17 protein-coding genes are annotated in these 19,324 nt (G+C 71.3%); 10 read left to right on the plus strand and 7 right to left on the minus strand.

From position 1 onward, the window contains the following. Nucleotides 1–105 precede the first annotated feature (105 nt). The 4 genes from glmU to pth all read left to right on the plus strand — a co-directional run bounded on the left by glmU (nucleotide 106) and on the right by pth (nucleotide 4,143). Entirely contained in the window at nucleotides 106–1,554 is a 1,449-nt protein-coding gene (gene glmU / locus ACLQ2N_RS16915; RefSeq protein WP_425813712.1) for a bifunctional UDP-N-acetylglucosamine diphosphorylase/glucosamine-1-phosphate N-acetyltransferase GlmU, read from the plus strand. A gap of 120 nt (nucleotides 1,555–1,674) precedes the next feature. Then, nucleotides 1,675–2,649, plus strand: a complete 975-nt coding sequence (locus ACLQ2N_RS16920) for a ribose-phosphate diphosphokinase (protein ID WP_018104112.1) — start codon at nucleotides 1,675–1,677, stop codon at nucleotides 2,647–2,649. Between the two features lie 201 nt (nucleotides 2,650–2,850). Continuing rightward, nucleotides 2,851–3,438, plus strand: a complete 588-nt coding sequence (locus ACLQ2N_RS16925; protein WP_425813714.1) for a 50S ribosomal protein L25/general stress protein Ctc — start codon at nucleotides 2,851–2,853, stop codon at nucleotides 3,436–3,438. 111 nt (nucleotides 3,439–3,549) lie between these two features. Beyond that, nucleotides 3,550–4,143, plus strand: a complete 594-nt coding sequence (pth, locus tag ACLQ2N_RS16930) for an aminoacyl-tRNA hydrolase (RefSeq protein ID WP_425813716.1) — start codon at nucleotides 3,550–3,552, stop codon at nucleotides 4,141–4,143. 97 nt (nucleotides 4,144–4,240) lie between these two features. On the opposite strand, the gene ppc is transcribed toward pth, so the two are convergent. After that, complete coding sequence (gene ppc, locus ACLQ2N_RS16935) at nucleotides 4,241–6,970, minus strand: phosphoenolpyruvate carboxylase (protein ID WP_425813718.1); 2,730 nt, start codon at nucleotides 6,968–6,970, stop codon at nucleotides 4,241–4,243. A gap of 335 nt (nucleotides 6,971–7,305) precedes the next feature. Here ppc and ACLQ2N_RS16940 point away from each other — a divergent pair, with 335 nt between their 5' ends. The 4 genes from ACLQ2N_RS16940 to ACLQ2N_RS16955 all read left to right on the plus strand — a co-directional run bounded on the left by ACLQ2N_RS16940 (nucleotide 7,306) and on the right by ACLQ2N_RS16955 (nucleotide 12,837). Continuing rightward, on the plus strand, nucleotides 7,306–8,289 hold the full coding sequence (locus ACLQ2N_RS16940; RefSeq protein WP_425813720.1) for an acyl-CoA desaturase: 984 nt from the start codon (nucleotides 7,306–7,308) through the stop codon (nucleotides 8,287–8,289). Next, on the plus strand, nucleotides 8,286–8,972 hold the full coding sequence (locus ACLQ2N_RS16945) for a TetR/AcrR family transcriptional regulator (RefSeq protein ID WP_425813722.1): 687 nt from the start codon (nucleotides 8,286–8,288) through the stop codon (nucleotides 8,970–8,972). The genes ACLQ2N_RS16940 and ACLQ2N_RS16945 overlap by 4 nt, the downstream gene beginning before the upstream one ends. A 198-nt stretch (nucleotides 8,973–9,170) precedes the next feature. Next, nucleotides 9,171–10,913 (plus strand): FG-GAP repeat domain-containing protein, encoded by a 1,743-nt coding sequence (locus tag ACLQ2N_RS16950; protein WP_425813724.1) that lies wholly within the window; start codon nucleotides 9,171–9,173, stop codon nucleotides 10,911–10,913. 163 nt (nucleotides 10,914–11,076) lie between these two features. Next, complete coding sequence (locus ACLQ2N_RS16955) at nucleotides 11,077–12,837, plus strand: FG-GAP repeat domain-containing protein (protein ID WP_425814207.1); 1,761 nt, start codon at nucleotides 11,077–11,079, stop codon at nucleotides 12,835–12,837. Between the two features lie 67 nt (nucleotides 12,838–12,904). Here the strand turns inward: ACLQ2N_RS16955 and ACLQ2N_RS16960 are convergent, their stop codons facing one another. Continuing rightward, nucleotides 12,905–13,270: a VOC family protein gene (locus tag ACLQ2N_RS16960; protein WP_425813726.1), complete on the minus strand. Its 366-nt coding sequence runs from the start codon at nucleotides 13,268–13,270 to the stop codon at nucleotides 12,905–12,907. After that, the gene (locus ACLQ2N_RS16965) at nucleotides 13,267–14,067 is read right to left on the minus strand and encodes a trans-aconitate 2-methyltransferase (protein WP_425813728.1); all 801 of its coding nucleotides are present in this window, start codon (nucleotides 14,065–14,067) and stop codon (nucleotides 13,267–13,269) included. Before ACLQ2N_RS16965 ends, ACLQ2N_RS16960 begins: the two co-directional genes overlap by 4 nt. 88 nt (nucleotides 14,068–14,155) lie before the next feature. Between ACLQ2N_RS16965 and ACLQ2N_RS16970 the strand changes: the two genes are divergently transcribed. Then, nucleotides 14,156–14,653: a MarR family winged helix-turn-helix transcriptional regulator gene (locus ACLQ2N_RS16970; RefSeq protein ID WP_425813730.1), complete on the plus strand. Its 498-nt coding sequence runs from the start codon at nucleotides 14,156–14,158 to the stop codon at nucleotides 14,651–14,653. Here the strand turns inward: ACLQ2N_RS16970 and ACLQ2N_RS16975 are convergent. Beyond that, nucleotides 14,612–15,427 (minus strand): LuxR C-terminal-related transcriptional regulator, encoded by an 816-nt coding sequence (locus ACLQ2N_RS16975; RefSeq protein WP_425813732.1) that lies wholly within the window; start codon nucleotides 15,425–15,427, stop codon nucleotides 14,612–14,614. The two genes, ACLQ2N_RS16970 and ACLQ2N_RS16975, sit on opposite strands and share 42 nt — an antisense overlap. A 195-nt stretch (nucleotides 15,428–15,622) precedes the next feature. Here ACLQ2N_RS16975 and ACLQ2N_RS16980 point away from each other — a divergent pair, with 195 nt between their 5' ends. After that, nucleotides 15,623–16,066: a GNAT family N-acetyltransferase gene (locus ACLQ2N_RS16980; RefSeq protein WP_425813734.1), complete on the plus strand. Its 444-nt coding sequence runs from the start codon at nucleotides 15,623–15,625 to the stop codon at nucleotides 16,064–16,066. A 6-nt stretch (nucleotides 16,067–16,072) separates the two neighbouring features. On the opposite strand, the gene galK is transcribed toward ACLQ2N_RS16980, so the two are convergent. Genes galK through galT form a run of 3 tightly spaced genes read right to left on the minus strand, consistent with a single transcriptional unit; the run spans nucleotide 16,073 to nucleotide 19,259 of the window. Further along, nucleotides 16,073–17,242, minus strand: coding sequence for a galactokinase (galK, locus tag ACLQ2N_RS16985; protein WP_425813736.1), 1,170 nt, complete (start codon nucleotides 17,240–17,242; stop codon nucleotides 16,073–16,075). Beyond that, nucleotides 17,239–18,219, minus strand: a complete 981-nt coding sequence (gene galE / locus ACLQ2N_RS16990) for a UDP-glucose 4-epimerase GalE (protein WP_425813738.1) — start codon at nucleotides 18,217–18,219, stop codon at nucleotides 17,239–17,241. Before galE ends, galK begins: the two co-directional genes overlap by 4 nt. Further along, nucleotides 18,216–19,259, minus strand: a complete 1,044-nt coding sequence (gene galT, locus ACLQ2N_RS16995) for a galactose-1-phosphate uridylyltransferase (protein WP_425813740.1) — start codon at nucleotides 19,257–19,259, stop codon at nucleotides 18,216–18,218. The genes galE and galT overlap by 4 nt, the downstream gene beginning before the upstream one ends. Nucleotides 19,260–19,324: the final 65 nt, after the last annotated feature.

A 19,324-nucleotide genomic window follows, 5' to 3' on the forward strand; every position in this document is an offset into this window, starting at 1 on the left:
ACACCACGGGCCCCGACCACCTAGGTCGGGGCCCGCGCCCATGTCCGGCCCCACACCCCCCGGTATCCTGCGGATGTCCACCACCCGAAGCCGAAGGGCCTATCCGTGAGCTCCGTACGCCCGGCAGCCGTCGTCGTCCTCGCAGCGGGTGAGGGCACCCGCATGAAGTCGAAGACCCCCAAGGTTCTGCACGAGATCTCCGGGCGCTCGCTCGTCGGTCACGTCGTCGCCGCCTCCCGCGAGCTGGACCCCCAGCACCTCGTCGTGGTCGTGGGCCACGCGCACGAGCAGGTCACCGCCCACCTCACCGGCGCCGACGCGCAGGTGCGTACCGCCTACCAGGCCGAGCAGAAGGGCACCGGGAACGCGGTGCGGGTCGCGCTCGACGAGCTGGGCGGGGCCGTCGAGGGCACCGTCGTCGTCGTGTGCGGGGACACCCCGCTGCTGTCCGGGGAGACGCTGGCCGCGCTCGCCGCCACGCACACCGCCGACGGCAACGCGGTCACCGTGCTCAGCGCCGAGGTCCCCGACTCCACCGGCTACGGGCGGATCGTGCGCGACGCCGCGAGCGGCGCGGTCACCGAGATCGTGGAGCACAAGGACGCGAGCGACGAGCAGCGGGCGATCCGGGAGATCAACTCCGGGGTGTTCGCGTTCGACGGGAAGCTGCTCGCCGAGGCGCTGGGGCAGGTGCGGACGGACAACAGCCAGGGCGAGGAGTACCTCACCGACGTGCTGTCGATCCTGCGGGAGGCCGGGCACCGGGTCGGCGCCTGTGTGGCGGGCGACCACCGGGAGATCCTGGGCATCAACAACCGCGTCCAGCTGGCGGAGGCCCGCCGGCTGCTGAACCAGCGGCTGCTGGAGCGCGCCATGACGGCCGGTGTGACCGTGGTCGACCCCGGCTCGACGCTGATCGACGTCACGGTGACGTTCGAGCGGGACGCGATCGTGCACCCGGGGACGCAGCTGCTGGGCGCCACGCACCTCGCGGAGGACGCCGAGGTCGGCCCGAACTCGCGGCTGACGGACACCGTCGTGCACGCGGGCGCGCGGGTGGACAACACGGTGGCGGACGGCGCCGAGGTGGGCCCGGGCGCGCTGGTGGGTCCGTACGCCTATCTGCGGCCGGGCACGAAGCTGGGGCCGAAGGCCAAGGCCGGGACGTACGTCGAGATGAAGAACGCGACGATCGGCGAGGGGACCAAGGTCCCGCACCTGTCGTACGTGGGCGACGCGACCATCGGCGACCACACCAACATCGGTGCCGCGAGCGTGTTCGTGAACTACGACGGAGTGGCCAAGCACCACACGACGATCGGGTCGCACTGCCGCACCGGGTCGGACAATATGTTTGTGGCGCCTGTCACGGTCGGGGACGGGGTGTACACCGCCGCCGGTTCGGTCATCACGAAGGACGTGCCGTCCGGTTCGCTGGCCGTGGCCCGGGGCCAGCAAAGGAATATCGAGGGTTGGGTGGCGCGCAAGCGTCCCGGGAGCGCTGCCGCGCAGGCGGCTCAGGCGGCGGAGGAGAGGCCGGCCGGCGAAAGCTGACCGGAAACAGGTGCGTCCAGCACCGCGTACCGTGATAGATGCTCACCCCATTTCGGCTGGCTCGTTGCACATCGGGACATCTGCGTGCGGCGCCAGGAACACGTCTGAGGAGACTGTGCTGTGACCGGGATCAAGACGACCGGCGAGAAGAAACTGATGCTCTTCTCCGGCCGCGCCCACCCCGAGCTGGCCGAGGAGGTCGCGCACCAGCTGGGTGTGGGCCTCGTGCCGACGAAGGCTTTCGATTTCGCCAACGGTGAGATCTACGTCCGCTTCCAGGAGTCGGCGCGCGGCGCGGACTGCTTCCTGATCCAGAGCCACACGGCTCCGATCAACAAGTGGATCATGGAGCAGCTGATCATGCTGGACGCGCTGAAGCGCGCCTCGGCCCGTTCGATCACGGTGATCGTGCCGTTCTACGGCTACGCCCGCCAGGACAAGAAGCACCGCGGCCGCGAGCCGATCTCGGCCCGTCTGGTCGCGGACCTGATGAAGACGGCGGGTGCGGACCGGATACTGACGGTCGACCTGCACACGGACCAGATCCAGGGCTTCTTCGACGGCCCGGTGGACCACCTGTTCGCGCTGCCGATCCTGGCGGACTACGTGGGCGCCAAGGTGGACCGTTCCAAGCTGACGATCGTCTCGCCGGACGCCGGCCGGGTGCGTGTCGCCGACCGCTGGTGCGACCGGCTCGACGCCCCGCTGGCGATCGTGCACAAGCGCCGTGACAAGGACGTCGCCAACCAGGTGACCGTGCACGAGGTCGTCGGCAATGTGAAGGGCCGGGTCTGTGTCCTGGTCGACGACATGATCGACACGGGCGGCACGATCTGCGCCGCCGCCGACGCCCTGTTCGCGCACGGCGCCGAGGACGTCATCGTGACGGCGACCCACGGTGTGCTCTCGGGCCCCGCCGCGGACCGTCTGAAGAACTCGAAGGTCAGCGAGTTCGTGTTCACGGACACCCTGCCGACGCCGGGTGAGCTGGAGCTCGACAAGATCAAGGTGCTCTCGATCGCCCCGACGATCGCCCGCGCGGTGCGCGAGGTCTTCGAGGACGGCTCGGTCACGAGCCTCTTCGAGGAGCAGTAGGAGCAGCAGGACCGGGCGGCGAGTGTGCCGCCATTGATCCACTTTGGGGTGCGGCCTCCCGGCCGGGTAGACTCAGCGAGTTGCTCGGCGAGGGAGGCCGTACTCATGTACGGCGATCCGTTATCGGCGCGCTCTTCGTAGCAGGCCAGTTGATGGCCGGGTGACCGTCCGTATTTCCGTCACCTCACGAGGAGTGCCGCCATGGCCGAGATCAAGCTCGCCGCCCAGGTCCGTACCGAGTTCGGCAAGGGTGCCGCCCGCCGCGCGCGCCGTGCCCAGCAGGTCCCCGCGGTCGTCTACGGCCACGGCGCCGAGTCCGTCCACATCACGCTTCCGGCCCACGAGCTGCAGCTCGCGCTCCGTACCGCCAACGTCCTGATCGGCATCGAGCTCGACGGCAAGGACGCCCTGGTCATCCCCAAGGCGGTCCAGCGCAACCCGCTCAAGGGCGACATCGAGCACGTCGACCTGCTGACCGTGAAGCGCGGCGAGAAGGTCAACGTCGAGATCGCGGTGCACGTCGAGGGCGACCTGGCCCCCGGTGGCAACCTGCTCGAGTACGTCCAGAACACCCTCCTCGTCGAGGCCGAGGCCACCCACATCCCCGAGTCCGTCACGGTCTCCGTGCAGGGCCTCGACGCCGGTGCGTCGATCCTCGCCAAGGACATCCCGCTGCCCAAGGGCTCCGTGCTCGCCGGTGACGAGGACGCCATCGTGCTCCAGGTCGTCGCCGCGCAGGCCGAGGAGCCGGCCGCCGAGTCCGCCGAGGGTGAGGGCGCGGAGGGCTGAGTCCCGTCCCGCCTGCTTGACTGACGGGGCGGTGGTCTCCCTTTCCGGGAGCCGCCGCCCCGTTTTCCTGTCCACGCCGCTGTACGCGGACGAACGAGGAGACTTCGCGCGATGTCCGACGCCACCGACCCCTGGCTGATCGTGGGGCTGGGCAATCCCGGCCCCGAGTACGCGGCGAACCGGCACAACGTCGGTTTCATGGTCGCCGATCTGCTCGCCGAGCGGATCGGCGGCAGGTTCAAGCGGGCCCCGAAGGCGCAGGCGCAGGTGCTGGAGGGCCGGATCGGTCCGCCCGGTCCGCTGAGCCGCCGGGTGGTGGTCGCGAAGCCGATGTCGTACATGAATCTGTCCGGGGGTCCGGTGGCGGCGCTGCGGGACTTCTACAAGGTGCCGCTGGACCATGTGGTGGCGGTGCACGACGAGCTGGACGTCGATTACGGGGCGCTGCGGCTGAAGCTGGGTGGCGGGGACAACGGGCACAACGGGCTGAAGTCGATGACGAAGGCGATGGGTGCGGACTATCACCGGGTGCGGTTCGGGATCGGCCGGCCGCCGGGGCGGATGCAGGTGGCGGACTTCGTGCTGAAGGACTTCTCGTCCACGGAGCGCAAGGAGCTGGCGTTCGAGGTGGACCGGGCGGCGGACGCGGTGGAGTGCCTGCTGGCGGAGGGGCTGGAGCGGGCGCAGTCGGCGTACAACTCCTGAGGGGTGCGGACGCGGCCGTCGCGCTGTGGGGCGGCGCCGGACGTGCGACGGGGCGCGGGGAGGTGTTCCCCGCGCCCCGTCTGCGTGCGGTGCCGGGTCAGCCGGTGTTGCGGAGGCCCGCGGCGACACCGTTGACGGTGAGCAGCAGGGCGCGGGCGAGGAGCGGGTCCTCCTCCTCGCCGCGTTCGGCGGCCTGGCGCTGGCGGGCGAGCAGGGAGACCTGGAGGTAGGAGATCGGGTCGAGGTAGGCGTCGCGGATGGCGAAGGTCTGCTGGAGCACCGGGTTGGTGTCGAGCAGCTTCTCGCCGCCGGTGATGCGCAGGACCTCCTGCACGGTGAGGGCGTGTTCGGCCTCGATGACGTCGAAGACGTGCTTGAGCTCGTCGGGCACGAGGGTGTCGACGTAGTGGCGGGCGATGCGCAGGTCGGTCTTGGCGAGGGTCATCTCGACGTTGGAGAGGAAGTTGCGGAAGAAGTGCCACTGTTCGTGCATCTCTTCCAGGACCGTGTCGAGGCCGGCCTCGCGCAGGGCCTTGAGGCCGGAGCCGACGCCGAACCAGCCGGGGACGATCTGGCGGGACTGGGTCCAGCCGAAGACCCACGGGATGGCGCGGAGTCCGTCGAGGGAGACGCCGGAGCCGGGGCGGCGGGAGGGCCGCGAGCCCAGGTGGAGGTTGGCGAGCTGGTCCACGGGGGTGGAGGCGAGGAAGTACGACGGCAGGTCGGGGTCCTCGACGAGCTTGCGGTAGGCGGCGTGGGCGGCGTCGGAGACGGTGTCCATGGCCGCGTCCCAGCGGGCCAGGGCCTCGTCGGACTGGCGGGGCGCGGTGTGCAGGGCGGATGCCTGGAGGGTGGCCGCGACGGTCAGCTCCAGGTTCTCCCGGGCGAGCGCGGGGATGAGGTACTTGTCGGAGATGACCTCGCCCTGCTCGGTGACCTTGATCTCGCCCTCCAGGGTGCCCCAGGGCTGGGCGAGGATCGCGTCGTGCGAGGGGCCGCCGCCGCGGCCGACGGTGCCGCCGCGGCCGTGGAAGAGGCGCAGCCGTACGCCGTAGCGGTGGGCGACGTCGCGCAGGCGGCGCTGGGCGCGGTGGATCTCCCACTGGGAGGTGGTGATGCCGCCGAACTTGGAGGAGTCGGAGTAGCCGAGCATGACCTCCTGGACGTCGCCGCGCAGGGAGACGAGGCGCCGGTAGGAGGGGTCGGCGAGCATTTCGTCCAGGATGACGTCGGCGGCGCGGAGCTCGTCGGTGGTCTCCAGGAGGGGCACGATGCCGATCTTGGCCCAGCCGGCGTGCAGGTCGACGAGGCCGGCCTCGCGGGCGAGGACGGCGGCGGCGAAGACGTCGTCGGCGCCCTGGCACATCGAGATGATGTAGGACTCGATGACCTCGGGGCCGAAGCGTTCGAACGCTTCCTTGATGGTGTGGAAGACGCCGAGGGTCTTCTCGCCGGCGGCGTCGAGCGGGGCCGGGGTGGGTGCGAGGGGGCGGCGGGAGCGGAGTTCCTTGGCGAGGAGCTTCTGCCGGTAGTCGCGGGGCATGTCGGCGTAGCGCCAGGATTCCTCGCCGAGCCGGTCGAAGAGCTGGCCGAGGGCGTGGTGGTGGGCGTCGGCGTGTTCGCGGACGTCCATGGTGGCGAGCTGGAGGCCGAACGCGGAGAGCGTGCGGATGGTGCGGTCCATGCGGCCGTCGGCGACGATGCCGGCCTTGTGGCGGCGCAGGGAGTCCTGGATGAGGGCGAGGTCGCTGACCAGCTCCGCGGTGCCGAGGTAGTCGCAGCCGGGGCGGTGGGGGCGGCCGCTGGCGAGGCGTTCGCGGGTGTTGACGAGCTTCTGGCGGATGCAGGTGGCCTTGAGCCGGTAGGGCTCCTCGGCGTTCAGCCGCTTGTAGCGGGGGCTGATCTCGGGGAGGAGGTCCAGGTCGGCCTGGAGTGAGGCGAGGAGTTCGTCGGTGGCGCCGGTGTAGCGGATGGAGTTGGAGAGCAGTCCGCGGAGCTGGTCGACCAGTTCGAGGGCGTCGGTGATGCCGTGTTCGTGCTGGAGGATGAGGACGTCCCAGGTGACTTCGGGGGTCACGTTGGGGTTGCCGTCGCGGTCGCCGCCGATCCAGGTGCCGAAGGTGAGGGGGCGGGTGCCGGCGGGGAGTTCGACGCCGACGCGTTCCAGTTCGGCGGCCAGGTCCTCCAGGACGTCGCCGACGGCGTTGGCGTGCAGCTCGTCGAGGTAGTAGATGGCGTTCCGGGCCTCGTCGGTGGGCTCGGGGCGTACGACGCGGAGCTCGTCGGTCTGCCAGATGAGGTCGATGTTCTCGGCGAGTCTGAGGTCCTGGCGGCGGCGGTCGGCCTCGATGACCGGGGTTTCCAGGAGGGCGGCGATGCGGCGGAGCTTGTTGAGGACGGAGCGCCGGGCGGCCTCGGTGGGGTGCGCGGTGAAGACGGGGCGCACGTTGAGGTTCTTGACGGTGGCGCGCAGGTGCTCGGGGTCGGCGTCCTTGAGCCGGTCGGCGGTGCGGGCGAGGAGGCCGCCCTCGGCGGAGCGGCGGTCGCGCATCTCGTGGGCGCGGTGGACCTGCTCGGTGACGTTGGCCAGGTGGAAGTAGGTGGAGAAGGCGCGGACGAGCTTGGCGGCGGTCTCCAGGCCGGTGTCGCCGAGGAGTTCGGCCGCGGCCTCGCCGTCGGTGCGGGTCAGGGCGCGTACGCGTTCGACGAGGTCGAGGAGTTCCTGACCCTCCTGGCGTACCAGGGTCTCGCCCAGCAGGTCGCCGAGGCGGCGGATGTCGGCGCGCAGCTCGGGGCTGGCGGCGTGGGTCTGGTCGGCACTGCTCACAGTGTGCGGCTCCTTGCAGTGGTTGTGCACGGGACCCGGGACCGCGGTCGGCGGATGCCGACGCCACCCCGGAATGCAGGGTGCGGACCGCGCTGTCCGACCTCTCCAGGATAGGTGTCCGTGCTTTCGGTGCTGTTCGCGCCCCGTGCGGGCTTCCGTGTGGACGGGGGGTCCGGACGGGGTACGCGGTGTGTGTCTACCCGGTATTCGTGCGTCTGTGCGCGGTGTTTCGCCCTCTCGTGGGCGGGCCTCCGCGCTGCCATACTTACGAGGCCGTAGGTTACGGGTGCGTAACCACGGTTGTCCGTCCCGTTCTCACCCTCAGGGGACTCCCCATGAAGACCAGCCCCGATGTGATCGAGGCCGCCGACCCGGCGGCCGGTGATCAGGCTCTTCCCCCCGCCACGCTCGGCGGGGACAACAAGCGGTCGATCGAGCAGATCGCGCTCCTGCTGTTCATCGTCGTGCCGTTCGTGGCTCTGGTGGCGGCGGTGCCGCTGGCCTGGGGCCGCGGTGTGAGCTGGCTCGATCTGGGTCTGATGGTGGCGATGTACTACATCGGCTGCCACGGCATCACGATCGGCTTCCACCGGTACTTCACGCATGGCTCGTTCAAGGCGAAGCGCCCGCTCCGCATCGCCCTGGCGGTGGCCGGTTCACTGGCCGTCGAGGGCCCCCTGGTGCGCTGGGTGGCCGATCATCGCAAGCACCACCGGTTCTCGGACGCGGACGGCGACCCGCACTCGCCGTGGCGGTTCGGCGAGACGCTGCCGGCGCTGCTGAAGGGCCTGTGGTGGGCCCACATCGCGTGGATGTTCGACGAGGAGCAGACGCCGCAGCAGAAGTACGCTCCGGACCTGATCAAGGACCCGGCGATCCGCCGGATCTCGCGTCACTTCATGACCTTCACGATCATCTCGCTGGCGATCCCCCCGCTGGTCGGCGGCCTGGTGACGATGTCGTGGTGGGGTGCGGCGACGGCGTTCTTCTGGGGCTCGCTGGTACGGGTGGCGCTGCTGCACCACGTGACGTGGTCGATCAACTCGATCTGCCACGCGGTCGGCAAGCGCCCCTTCAAGTCCCGGGACAAGTCGGGCAACGTGTGGTGGCTGGCGGTGCTGTCGTGCGGCGAGTCCTGGCACAACCTGCACCACGCGGACCCGACGAGCGCGCGGCACGGCGTGATGCGCGGTCAGATCGACTCGAGCGCGCGCCTCATCCGCTGGTTCGAGCAGGCCGGCTGGGCGTACGACGTGCGCTGGCCGGACGACGCCCGTATCGAGTCCCGGCGCAACCGCGCGGCGGCCGACGCGGCATGATGGACGATGTGGCGACCGACTCCAGCGCAAGCAGTGAGAACACCCGTGCACCTTCGTCCCGGCGGGCCCGCCGGGTGCGGATGACCGGGAAGGAACGCCGCGAGCAGCTGCTGGACATCGGTCGCACCCTGTTCGCCGACAAGGGCTTCGAGGGCACGTCGGTCGAGGAGATCGCGGCCCGGGCGGGCGTCTCGAAGCCGGTCGTCTACGAGCACTTCGGCGGCAAGGAGGGGCTGTACGCGGTCGTGGTGGACCGGGAGATGCGCCAGCTCCTGGACATGGTGACCGGTGCGCTGACCGCGGGCCATCCGCGGGAGCTCCTGGAGCAGGCGGCGTTCGCGCTGCTGGATTACATCGAGACGTACACCGACGGGTTCCGCATCCTGGTCCGGGACTCTCCGGTCGCCCAGTCGACGGGCACCTTCGCGTCCCTGATCAGCGACATCGCGACCCAGGTGGAGGACATCCTGGGCCTGGAGTTCAAGGCCCGGGGTTTCGACCCGAAGCTGGCCCCGCTGTACGCGCAGGCGCTGGTGGGCATGGTGGCGCTGACCGGCCAGTGGTGGGTGAACGCGCGCAAGCCGAAGAAGTCCGAGGTCGCGGCCCATCTGGTGAACCTGGCCTGGCACGGCTTGGAGAACCTGGAGTCGAAGCCGCGGCTGATAGGGCACCGGAAGAGCTGACGGGCGGGTGTCCGTGGCACGGCGGGTCGGTCAATGATTAATCGGTAAACCACTTCAGTCCCCGTGGTCACAGTTGTAGAGTCTGTGGGCATCCCGGGAAAGCTTCGCCCTGCATGTAATGCACCTGTGAAGACGTTTCTCCCGGTTCCACCACGTACCCCTGGGGGGGCTTTGACTTCTGTGGAACCCGGCCGCGCCATGCCCGCGCGCACCAAGCGCGCGCGTCGGCTCGCTGCCTGCACCGCACTCGTTCTCTCGGCCGGCATGCTGCTGGCCGCCCCGGCCTCGGCCGATGACGCGGCGCCCGCGCCGCACAGCAACACCCAGCCCCGCGTCCCCGCCGCCGACCCGCAGCCCACGCTGACCCTGCCCGCGCCCACCGCGAAGAAGAAGTCGCGGGCGGCGGGCGTGGAAGGCGCGCAGGCCGCGGTCGTTCCCGCCCTGCCGCGTTTCGACGTGGACGGCGACGGCTACAGCGACACCCTGTACCGCGGTATCGACGGTCACTACTACCTCATTCCGGCGAACGGGGCGGACTCGTACGAGTTCACCGTGAACGCCGGTGACTACGAGGAGCGGCTCAAGGACGTCATCACGCCGGGCGACCTGAACGGCGACGGCTCGCCCGAGCTGCTCACCCTGTCGGCGACCGGCACGCTCTCGATCCACCAGGTCCTGGGCACCAGCACCGCCGGCTACGCCGACTGGTCCGGCACCGGCTGGCAGAAGTACAACAAGGTCGTCGCCGCCGGTGACCTGACCGGCGACGGCCGCGGCGACGTGCTCGCCCGTACGCCGTCCGGCGACATCTACCTGTACGCCGCCACCGGCAGCGTCTACGGCGCCCCCTTCAAGGCCGGCGTCAAGGTGGGCTACGGCTGGGGCTCGTACGACCAGATCGTCGGCGCGAACGACGTCAACGGCGACGGGATCGGCGACCTCTACACCCGGACGCCGGCCGGTGACCTGTACTACTACGCGGGCACCGGGAAGGCCGCGTCGCCGTACAAGGCCCGCGTCAAGGCCGGCTACGGGTACGACACGTACAACCAGATCATCGCCACGGACGACGCCACCGGCGACGGCCTCAGCGACCTGATGGCCCGTACGCCCGGCGGCACGCTGTACTTCTACGAGTCCACCGGCTACGGCACCTTCCTCCAGCGGACGGCCGGCGGTACCGGCTGGAACGCCTCCTCCCTCTTCGTGGGCCAGGGCGGCAACCCCGACTTCGGCAAGAACGAGGTGATGGCCCGCACCAAGGGCGGCACCCTCTACTGGTACTACGCGAAGAACAACGGCAAGCTGAGCGCCCGCATCAAGGCGAGCGACAGCGGCGGCTGGGCCGGTGCGAACATCAGCTTCCCGTCGTCGCTCGACAACGACGGCATGGCCGACCTGATGGAGACGTACAAGGGCACGCTGTACAACGGGGGTTCGACCCTCGGCGGCGGCTGGAGCGGCTACAACGCCATCGTGGGCCCGGGCGACCTGAGCGGTGACGGCAAGGGCGACCTGCTCGGCCGCACCACGTCCGGCGACCTGTACCTGTTCAAGGGCAACGGGCTCGGCACCAAGCTCGCGTCCCGGATCAAGGTCGGCTACGGCTTCAACGCGTACAACAAGATCGTCGGCGCCGGTGACCTCAGCGGCGACGGCCTCGCGGACGTCGTGGCCCGTGCCAAGGACGGCACGCTCTACCTGTACAAGGGCACGGGTGTCGCCTCGAAGCCGCTCAAGGGCCGCGTCAAGATCGGCACCGGCTACAACACCTACAAGCAGTTCGTCGCGCCGGGCGACATCAACGGTGACGGCAAGGCCGACCTGATCGGCGTCGACGGCAAGGGCGACGTGTACCGCTACACGTCCACCGGCACCGGCAAGATCAGTAAGCGAGCCAAGATCGGCTACGGCTGGGACATCTACAGCAACCTGTACTAGGCAAAACCCGGCAGCGCCCCGAGACGCCCCGTTCCCCGCAATCGCGGGGGCGGGGCGTTGTACAGTCTGCAAGCATCCCGGGACCGCTTCACCCTGCATCCCATGCACCCGTGAAGACGTTCTCCCGGTTCCACCACGTACCCCTGGGGGGGCTTTGACTTCTGTGGAACCCGGCAGTTCCGTCGCGCGCTCGAAGCGCGCGAGCCGGATCGCGGCCTGCACCGCACTCGTTCTCTCCGCCGGCATGCTGCTGGCGGCTCCCGCCTCGGCCGATGCCCCGGCGCCCGCCCCGGCCGGCGCCGCCGCGCAGTCCACCGCCGAACTCGGCGGGCAGCCGACGCTCAGCCTGCCGAAGCGCGCGGCGAAGAAGAAGTCCGGCGCGTCGGGCGTGGCGGGTGCCCAGTCGCCGTCCTCCGTCGTCCCGGCCGAGCCGCGCGGCGACCTGGACGGCGACGGCGCCGGTGACATGCTGTACCGGGGCCTGGACGGCGGCACGTACGCCGTCACGGCCACTTCGGACTCGCACCCGTACACGATCGACAGCGACGACCCGTACGAGACGCCCAAGGACATCATCACGCCGGGCGACCTCGACGGCGACGGCAAGGCCGAGGTCCTGACGCTGTCGGCGTCGGGCACACTCTCGCTCCACCCGAGCGGGGGTGCGGACGGCACCGGCCGCGTCACCTGGTCGGGCAACGGCTGGCAGAAGTACAACAAGGTCTCCGCCCCCGGTGACCTGGACGGCGACGGCCGCGGCGACCTGCTCGCGCGTACGCCCTCCGGCGACGTCTACGTCTACATCTCCACCGGTGACGTGACCGGCGCGCCCTTCGAGGCCGGCGTCAAGGTGGGCTACGGCTGGAACGTCTACGACCAGATCGTGGGCGCCAACGATGTCAACGGCGACGGCCTGGGCGACATCATCGCCCGTACGCCGGCGGGTGACGTGTACTTCTACGCCGGCACCGGGGACGCGGCGAAGCCGTTCAAGGCGCGCGTGAAGGCCGGCTACGGCTGGGACATCTACAACCAGCTGATCAGCTTCGATGACCTCGACGGCGACGGCCTGGGCGACATCGTCGCCCGTAAGCCGGGTGGCGCGCTGTACACGTACCTCTCCAAGGGCGACGGCACCTTCGCGGCGCGCGTCGAGGGCGGCACGGGCTGGAACGCGGCGGCGCTCTTCGCCGGCGCGGGCGGCAACCCGCACTGGGGCAAGCAGGAGCTGGAGGCGCGGACCGAGGGCGGCAGCCTGTACTGGTACCAGAGCCGGAACAACGAGAACTTCTTCCCGCGTCAGCTGGACAGCTCGGACACCGGCTGGAACCAGGTGAGCCTGTCGCTGGCCTCCTCGCTGGACAACGACGGCTGGGGCGACCTCCTCCAGGTCTACAACGGCACGCTCTACGTCGGCGCCGAGGAGATCGGCACCGGCTGGCAGGTCTACAACAGCCTGACCGGCCCGGGCGACCTGAGCGGTGACGGCAAGGGCGACGTCCTGGCCCGCGACACCAACGGCGATCTGTACCTGTACCAGGGCAACGGGCTCGGCACGAAGTTCGCGGCCAAGGTCAAGGTCGGCTACGGCTACGACACGTACAACAAGATCGTCGGCGCCGGTGACCTCAGCGGCGACGGCCTCGCGGACGTCGTGGCCCGCGCCAAGGACGGCACGCTCTACCTGTACAAGGGCACCGGCGACGCCGCCAAGCCGCTCTCGGCCCGCACCGAGATAGGCACCGGCTACAACATCTACACGCATTTCGCCGCTCCGGGCGACCTCGACGGTGACGGCAAGGCCGACCTGATCGGCGTCGACGGCGCGGGCGACGTGTACCGCTACTCGTCCACCGGCACCGGCGAGATCAAGAAGCGCGCCAAGATCGGTTACGGCTGGGACATCTACAACGGCCTGTACTAGGGCCCGCGTCACCCTCGGCGCCCCGTCCCCGCACGCGCGGGGGCGGGGCGCCGCCGTGTGCCGGGGCTCAGCCGGTCACCGGCTCCAGGAACTCCAGCCGGTTGCCCACCGGGTCGTGGCTGTAGAAGCGGCGGTGGCCCGGCAGGCTGCCGTCCCAGACCACCTCGGCGCCGCGCGCGGCCAGCCTGGCCGCGTACGCCTCGATGTCCGTGACGCGCAGGCCCGGGTGGGCCTTGCGGGCGGGGCGGAAGTCCGCCTCGATGCCCAGGTGCAGCTGGACAGGACCGGCGGCGAACCAGCAGCCGCCCCGGGCCGCGAGCACCGGCGGCTTCGGGATCTCCGTCATGCCGAGGACGTCCGCGTAGTACGCGCGCAGCGCGTCCTCGCTGCCGGCCGGGGCGGCGAGCTGGACGTGGTCGAGGGAGGCGATCATCGGTTCTCCCGGTGGGCGACGGCGAAGATGCGGCGGAAGGGGAAGACCGTGCCGTGCGGGCCCTTCGGGTAGGCCGTGCGCAGCCGGTCGCGGTAGTCGGCGAGGAACGCGTCCCGGGCCTCCTCGTCACCGGCGAGCGCGGTGAGGACGGGGCGCAGCCCGGTGCCCTTGACCCAGTCCAGGACGGGGTCCTCGCCCGGGAGCAGGTGGAGGTAGGTGGTCTCCCAGACGTCGGCGGTGGTGCCGGGTCCGGTCAGCGCGTCCAGGTAGCCGGCGGGGCTCAGCACGGCGTCCGCGTGGCGCAGCAGGCCGCCGAGGCGGGGGCGCCAGCGCGGGGACTGGGCGAGTTCGCGCATCAGGACGTGCGAGGGCTGGTCGAAGTTGCCGGGGACCTGGAGGGCGAGGGTGCCGCCGGGGAGCAGGGCGTCCAGCCAGAGCGGCAGGCGGGCGGCGTGGCCGGGGACCCACTGGAGCAGGGCGTTGGAGACCATCAGGCCGTACGGTTCTGAGGGCGTCCAGGTGGCCGCGTCGGCCTCGGCGAAGTCCAGCAGCTCCGTGGTGTGGGCGCGGGCCCGCTCCAGCATCTGCGGGGAGTTGTCGTAGCCGGTGATCCGGGCGTGCGGCCAGCGCCGGGCGAGCAGGGCGGTGACGTTGCCGGCGCCGCAGCCGAGGTCGGCGATGCGGGGCGCGGGCGTGCCGGGCGGGTCGGGGACGCGGGCCAGGAGGTCGTGGAAGGGGCGGGTGCGATGGTCCGCGTGGCGCAGGTACTGCTGCGGGTCCCAGAGGGGTGCGGTCATGGGTCCCAGGATCGACAGGGACTATCTTGATGTCAAGACACTCGAATTCAAGAGACTTCATGTCGACAGACCCTCTACACTGATCCACATGGAGGACGAGGTCGACCGTCTGGTCGCTGCATGGCGCCGCGAGCGCCCCGACCTCGACGTGGAACCGCTCGAGGTCCTCAGCCGCGTCTCCCGCCTGGCCCGGCACCTCGACCGGGCCCGCCGCATCGCCTTCGCCGAGCACCAGCTCGAACCGTGGGAGTTCGACGTCCTCACGTCGCTGCGCCGGGCCGGCGCCCCCTACCAGCTCTCCCCCGGCCAGCTGCTCACCCAGACCCTGGTCACCTCGGGCACGATGACCAACCGCATCGACCGCCTCACCAAGAAGAACCTGGTCGAGCGGCTGCCCGACCCCAGCGACCGGCGCGGCGTCCTGGTCCGGCTCACCGCCGAGGGCCGCGACAAGGCCGACCAGTCCCTGGCGGGCCTCCTCGCCCAGGAGCGCGCCATCCTCGGCGAGCTCTCCGGCCAGCAGCGCGCCGAACTGGCCGGGCTGCTACGCCGGTTGACCGCCCCGTTCGACAACATCCCCGGATAGCGCCGGCTCCTCCAGGTCGACGGGGCCGACGCCCGCGCGTCGGGCCAGCGCCACGGCGGCCAGGGTCGAGTGCACGCCCAGCTTCCCCAGCACGTTCTGCATGTGCGTCCGCACGGTGTGCGGGGAGAGGAACAGCCGCTCCGCGACCGCCTTGCGGCCCAGGCCGGCCACCATGCACCGCAGCACCTCGCGCTCGCGCGGGGTCAGCGACTCGACCAGCTTCTCGCTCTCGGTGCGGTGCTTGCGGTCGGCCAGCAGCTCGCGCAGCACCCCCGTCAGCAGGGCGGCGGGCAGATGCGTCTCGTCGCGCAGCACCCCCCGGATCACCGCGAGCAGCCGTTGCAGCGAGCTGTCCTTGGCGACCCAGCCGCAGGCCCCGGCCTGGAGGGCGAGCGCGGCCCGGGCCGGGTCGTCCTTCTCGGCGAGCACCACCGTACGCACCGAGGGACGCGCCACGCGGACCGCGCCGACCAGGGCGATCCCGTCGGGCGGACCGGCCCGGCCCGGTCCGGAGCGCGGGGCGGGCACCGTGAGCGGGCCCGCGCCGGTGCGGGCGGGCGCGGCGGCGGAGCCCAGTTCCGCGTCGGCCAGCAGCACGTCGTAGCCCCGGCCCTCGGCCGCCGCGCGCTCCAGACAGCGCAGCGCCGCCGGGCCGCTGCCGGCCGCGGCCACCTCGACGTCCGGCTCGGCCGCGAGCGCGGCGGCCAGCGACTCGGCGAAGATCCGGTGGTCGTCCACCACGAGAACCCGGATACGGGCCACAGGCACCCCCATGCTGTGAAATGACGGGCCGCCCCAGGCGTGCGTCCCCCGGCGGGGCCGGACCCGCGGGTGCTGCGCCCGGCTGTCTCGTACCCCTGAATACGGCGCAGGCCCCCCGCCGACGCTGAGCATCAGGGTACGGGCGGGGGGCCTGGGAGGAGGGGAATTGGCGGAACTTGTCCAGGGGTGCGCCCTAGGCTGGGGCGCATGTTCCATCTTGAGACGGAAGTGGACAAGGAACGACGTGCGCAGCTGCACCGGCGGCTGCGGGACGACAACACCGCGCGCTCACCGCACATGGCCGCCCTGCGCGGCGCACCCGACGCGCACGAGGAGCCGCTGCACGTCTGGGCGCTGGATGCCGAGGGGCGCCTCGCGGGCGGTCTCGCGGCCCACACCTGGGCACGCTGGCTCCACCTGGAGCTGCTGTGGGTCGATACCGCGCACCGGGGCTCCGGCCTCGGCGCGCGGCTGCTCGCCGAGGCGGAACGGGTGGCGCGGGCGGACCGGTCCTGCGCCCGCTCCCGGGTGGAGACCTGGGACTTCCAGGCCCCCGGCTTCTACCGGAAGCAGGGGTACGAGGTGCGCGGCCAGGTCGAGGACTTCCCGCCGGGCGTCACGGAGTACACCCTCACCAAGGAACTCGGCTGACCCCGGTCAGACCAGCCGGCGCGCCCCCGCCGACGGCACCGCGGGGAAGATGCCCGGGGTGCCGTAGCCGGCCGCGGTGAACGCTTCCAGGACGGACTTGGTGACCGTGTCCGCCCGCTCCTCCTCGACCAGCACGACCGCCGAGCCGCCGAAGCCGCCCCCGGTCATCCGCGCGCCGAGCGCCCCGGCCGCGTTGGCCGCCTCGACCACGAGGTCGAGCTCCACGCAGGAGACCCGCAGGTCGTCGCGGAGCGAGACGTGCCCCGCCGTGAGGACCGGGCCCGCCGCGCGCACGTCGCCCGCGTCGAGCAGCGCGATGACCTGCTCGACGCGCTGGTTGTCGCCGACCACATGGCGCACGTACCGCACGACGGACTCGTCCGCGCCCAGCTCCGCGAGCCGGTCCAGGGCCGCGCCCAGCTCCTCGTACGGCAGGTCGCGCAGGGTGGGTATGCCGAGCAGGCGGGCGCCCTCCTCGCAGCCGGTCCGGCGCTCCGCGTACGCCCCGTCGCCGAGCGCGTGCTTGACGCGGGTGTCGACCACGAGGAGCCGCAGCCCGCGCGCGGCCAGGTCGAAGGGCACCTGGCGGCGGCCGAGGTCCCGGGTGTCCAGGTGCAGGGCGTGGCCCTCGGTGCAGCAGGCGGACGCCATCTGGTCCATGACCCCGCAGGGGACGCCGACGAACGCGTTCTCCGCGCGCTGGGCGAGGACCGCGAGCTCCGCCGCGTCGAGCCCGAGGCCGAAGAGGTCGTTGAGGGCGAGGGCGGTGACCACTTCGAGGGCGGCGGACGAGGAGAGCCCGGCGCCCGTGGGGACGGTGGAGGTCAGCTGGATGTCGGCGCCGGTGACCTCGTGGCCCGCCTCGCGCAGCGCCCAGACGACGCCGGCCGGGTAGGCGGCCCAGCCGTGGCCCTCGTTGGGGGTCAGCCCGTCCACGCGCAGCCGGACGACTCCGCCGGGCACATCGGTGGAGTGCAGCCGCAGCTCGCCGTCGGTGCGGCGGGCGACCGCGGCGCGCGCGGTGTGCGGGAGGGCGAGCGGCATGACGAAGCCGTCGTTGAAGTCGGTGTACTCGCCGATCAGGTTGACCCGGCCGGGTGCGGCCCAGATCCCCTCGGGCTCGCTTCCGTACAGCGCGGTGAAGGAGGCGGTGAGCTCTGCGTGGTCCTCGGTCATGGTGCGGTGGGCTCCTCTCGGCGGGCGAACGTCCAGGCGTCGGAGACGATTCCGGCCAGGTCGGCGCGGGACGGCTGCCAGCCGAGCCGCTCCCTGGCGGTGGCGGCGGAGGCGACGAGGACGGCCGGGTCGCCGGCGCGGCGCGGGGCCGCGGTCTCGGGGACGGGGTGGCCGGTGACCTCGCGGACCGTCTCGATGACCTCGCGGACCGAGAAGCCGTTGCCGTTGCCGAGGTTGCAGATCAGGTGCTCGCCCGGGACGGCGGCGTCGAGGGCCAGGAGGTGCGCCTCGGCCAGGTCCGCGACGTGGATGTAGTCGCGGACGCAGGTGCCGTCCGGGGTCGGGTAGTCGTCGCCGTAGACGGAGATCGACTCGCGCTGTCCGAGGGCGACCTGGAGCACCAGCGGGATGAGATGGGACTCGGGGCTGTGCCGCTCGCCGCAGTCGCCGTACGCCCCGGCCACGTTGAAGTAGCGCAGCGAGACGGCGGCCAGGCCGTGGGCGGCGGCCTCCCCGGTGATCATGTGGTCGACGGCGAGCTTGGTCGCGCCGTACGGGCTGGTCGGGGCGGTGGGGTCGGTCTCCGTGAGGGGGCTGGACACCGGCTCGCCGTAGGTCGCGGCGGTGGAGGAGAAGACCAGGGTGCGCACCCCGGCGTCGCGCATCGCGGCGAGCAGGGCGGTGGAGCCGCCGACGTTGTTGAGCCAGTACTTCTCGGGGTCGGTGACGGACTCGCCGACCTGGGAGTACGCGGCGAAGTGGAGGACCCCGTCGTAGGAGGCGTCGAGCCACTTCGCGGCGTCCTGGATCCGGCCCTCGATGAAGTCGGCCCCGGCCGGGACGCCCTCGCGGAAGCCGGTGGAGAGGTCGTCGAGGACGGTGACGGTGTGGCCGGCCTCCAGGAGGTGCTGGGCGACGACACTGCCCACGTAGCCGGCACCGCCGGTGACCAGGTACTTCTTCGGGGTCTTGCTCACTGGCTCGCTACCTCTCGCAGTCGCTGGGCCGCGGTCTCCGGCGGCACGTCGTTGATGAACACGCTCATGCCGGATTCGGAACCCGCGAGGAACTTCAGCTTGCCGGAGGTCCGTCGGATGGTGAAAAGCTCGAGGTGGAGCCCGAAGTCCTCACGCCCGGGGACCCCGAACGGCGCCTGGTGCCAGGCGGAGATGTACGGGGTCGGCGGCTCCCCGGGTCCGAAGATCCGGTCGAATCGCCTCAACAGTTCCAGATAGACCTGTGGGAACTCCGTGCGCGCCTCCTCGTCCAGCTCGCGCAGGTCGGCGACGCGGCGGCGCGGGTGGAGGTGGACCTCGTACGGCCAGTGGGCCGCGTACGGGACGAAGGCGATCCAGTGCGCGGTGGCGAGCACGATCCGGGAGCCGTCCTCCTCCTCGCGGGCGATCACGTCGTCGAAGAGGTTGCTGCCGGTCTTCGCGTGGTGGGCGGCCATCGAGCGGAGCATCAGCTCGGTGCGCGGGGTGACGAAGGGGTAGCCGTAGATCTGGCCGTGCGGGTGGCCGAGCGTGACGCCGATCTCGGCGCCCCGGTTCTCGAAGCAGAACACCTGCTTGACCTGCGGGAGCCGGGCCAGGGCCGCGGTGCGGTCGGTCCAGGCGTCCAGGACGAGCCCCGCCTGCTCCTCGGTGAGGTCGGCGAACGAGGCGTCGTGGTCGGAGGTGAAGCAGACGACCTCGCAGCGGCCGGAGTCGCCGGCGAGCGAGGGGAAGCGGTTCTCGAAGACGGCGACGTCGTAGTCGGGCTCCGGGATCTCGCTCTGGCGGCCCTCGCGCGAGGGGCACAGCGGGCACTCGTCGGCGGGCGGGTGGTAGGTGCGGCCCTGGCGGTGCGAGGCGATGGCCACGCTGTCACCGAGGAGGGGGTCGCGCCGGATCTCGGACGAGGTGGAGACGGCGTCGAGGGGGCGCGTGTCAACGGCCTCGCGCACGAGGTCGTCACGGCTGTCGTAGTAGATCAGCTCCCGGCCGTCGGCGAGCGTCGTAACCGTCTTCTTCACCAGACTCCTCCCACCAAACATAACCCAACACAATGAACCACAAGTCAACAGATGCGTCAATGAGT

The sequence above is a fragment of the Streptomyces sp. DT224 genome, from assembly GCF_049844595.1.
Lineage (GTDB): Bacteria > Actinomycetota > Actinomycetes > Streptomycetales > Streptomycetaceae > Streptomyces.

Coding starts and splice junctions, on each gene's coding strand:
- ACLQ2N_RS16925 (WP_425813714.1), top strand. CDS start 2,851: ATGGCCGAGATCAAGCTCGCCGCCCAGGTCCGTACCGAGTTCGGCAAG.
- pth (WP_425813716.1), top strand. CDS start 3,550: ATGTCCGACGCCACCGACCCCTGGCTGATCGTGGGGCTGGGCAATCCC.
- ACLQ2N_RS16940 (WP_425813720.1), top strand. CDS start 7,306: ATGAAGACCAGCCCCGATGTGATCGAGGCCGCCGACCCGGCGGCCGGT.
- ACLQ2N_RS16945 (WP_425813722.1), top strand. CDS start 8,286: ATGATGGACGATGTGGCGACCGACTCCAGCGCAAGCAGTGAGAACACC.
- ACLQ2N_RS16950 (WP_425813724.1), top strand. CDS start 9,171: ATGCCCGCGCGCACCAAGCGCGCGCGTCGGCTCGCTGCCTGCACCGCA.
- ACLQ2N_RS16960 (WP_425813726.1), bottom strand. CDS start 13,270: ATGATCGCCTCCCTCGACCACGTCCAGCTCGCCGCCCCGGCCGGCAGC.
- ACLQ2N_RS16965 (WP_425813728.1), bottom strand. CDS start 14,067: ATGACCGCACCCCTCTGGGACCCGCAGCAGTACCTGCGCCACGCGGAC.
- ACLQ2N_RS16970 (WP_425813730.1), top strand. CDS start 14,156: ATGGAGGACGAGGTCGACCGTCTGGTCGCTGCATGGCGCCGCGAGCGC.
- ACLQ2N_RS16975 (WP_425813732.1), bottom strand. CDS start 15,427: ATGGGGGTGCCTGTGGCCCGTATCCGGGTTCTCGTGGTGGACGACCAC.
- ACLQ2N_RS16980 (WP_425813734.1), top strand. CDS start 15,623: ATGTTCCATCTTGAGACGGAAGTGGACAAGGAACGACGTGCGCAGCTG.
- galK (WP_425813736.1), bottom strand. CDS start 17,242: ATGACCGAGGACCACGCAGAGCTCACCGCCTCCTTCACCGCGCTGTAC.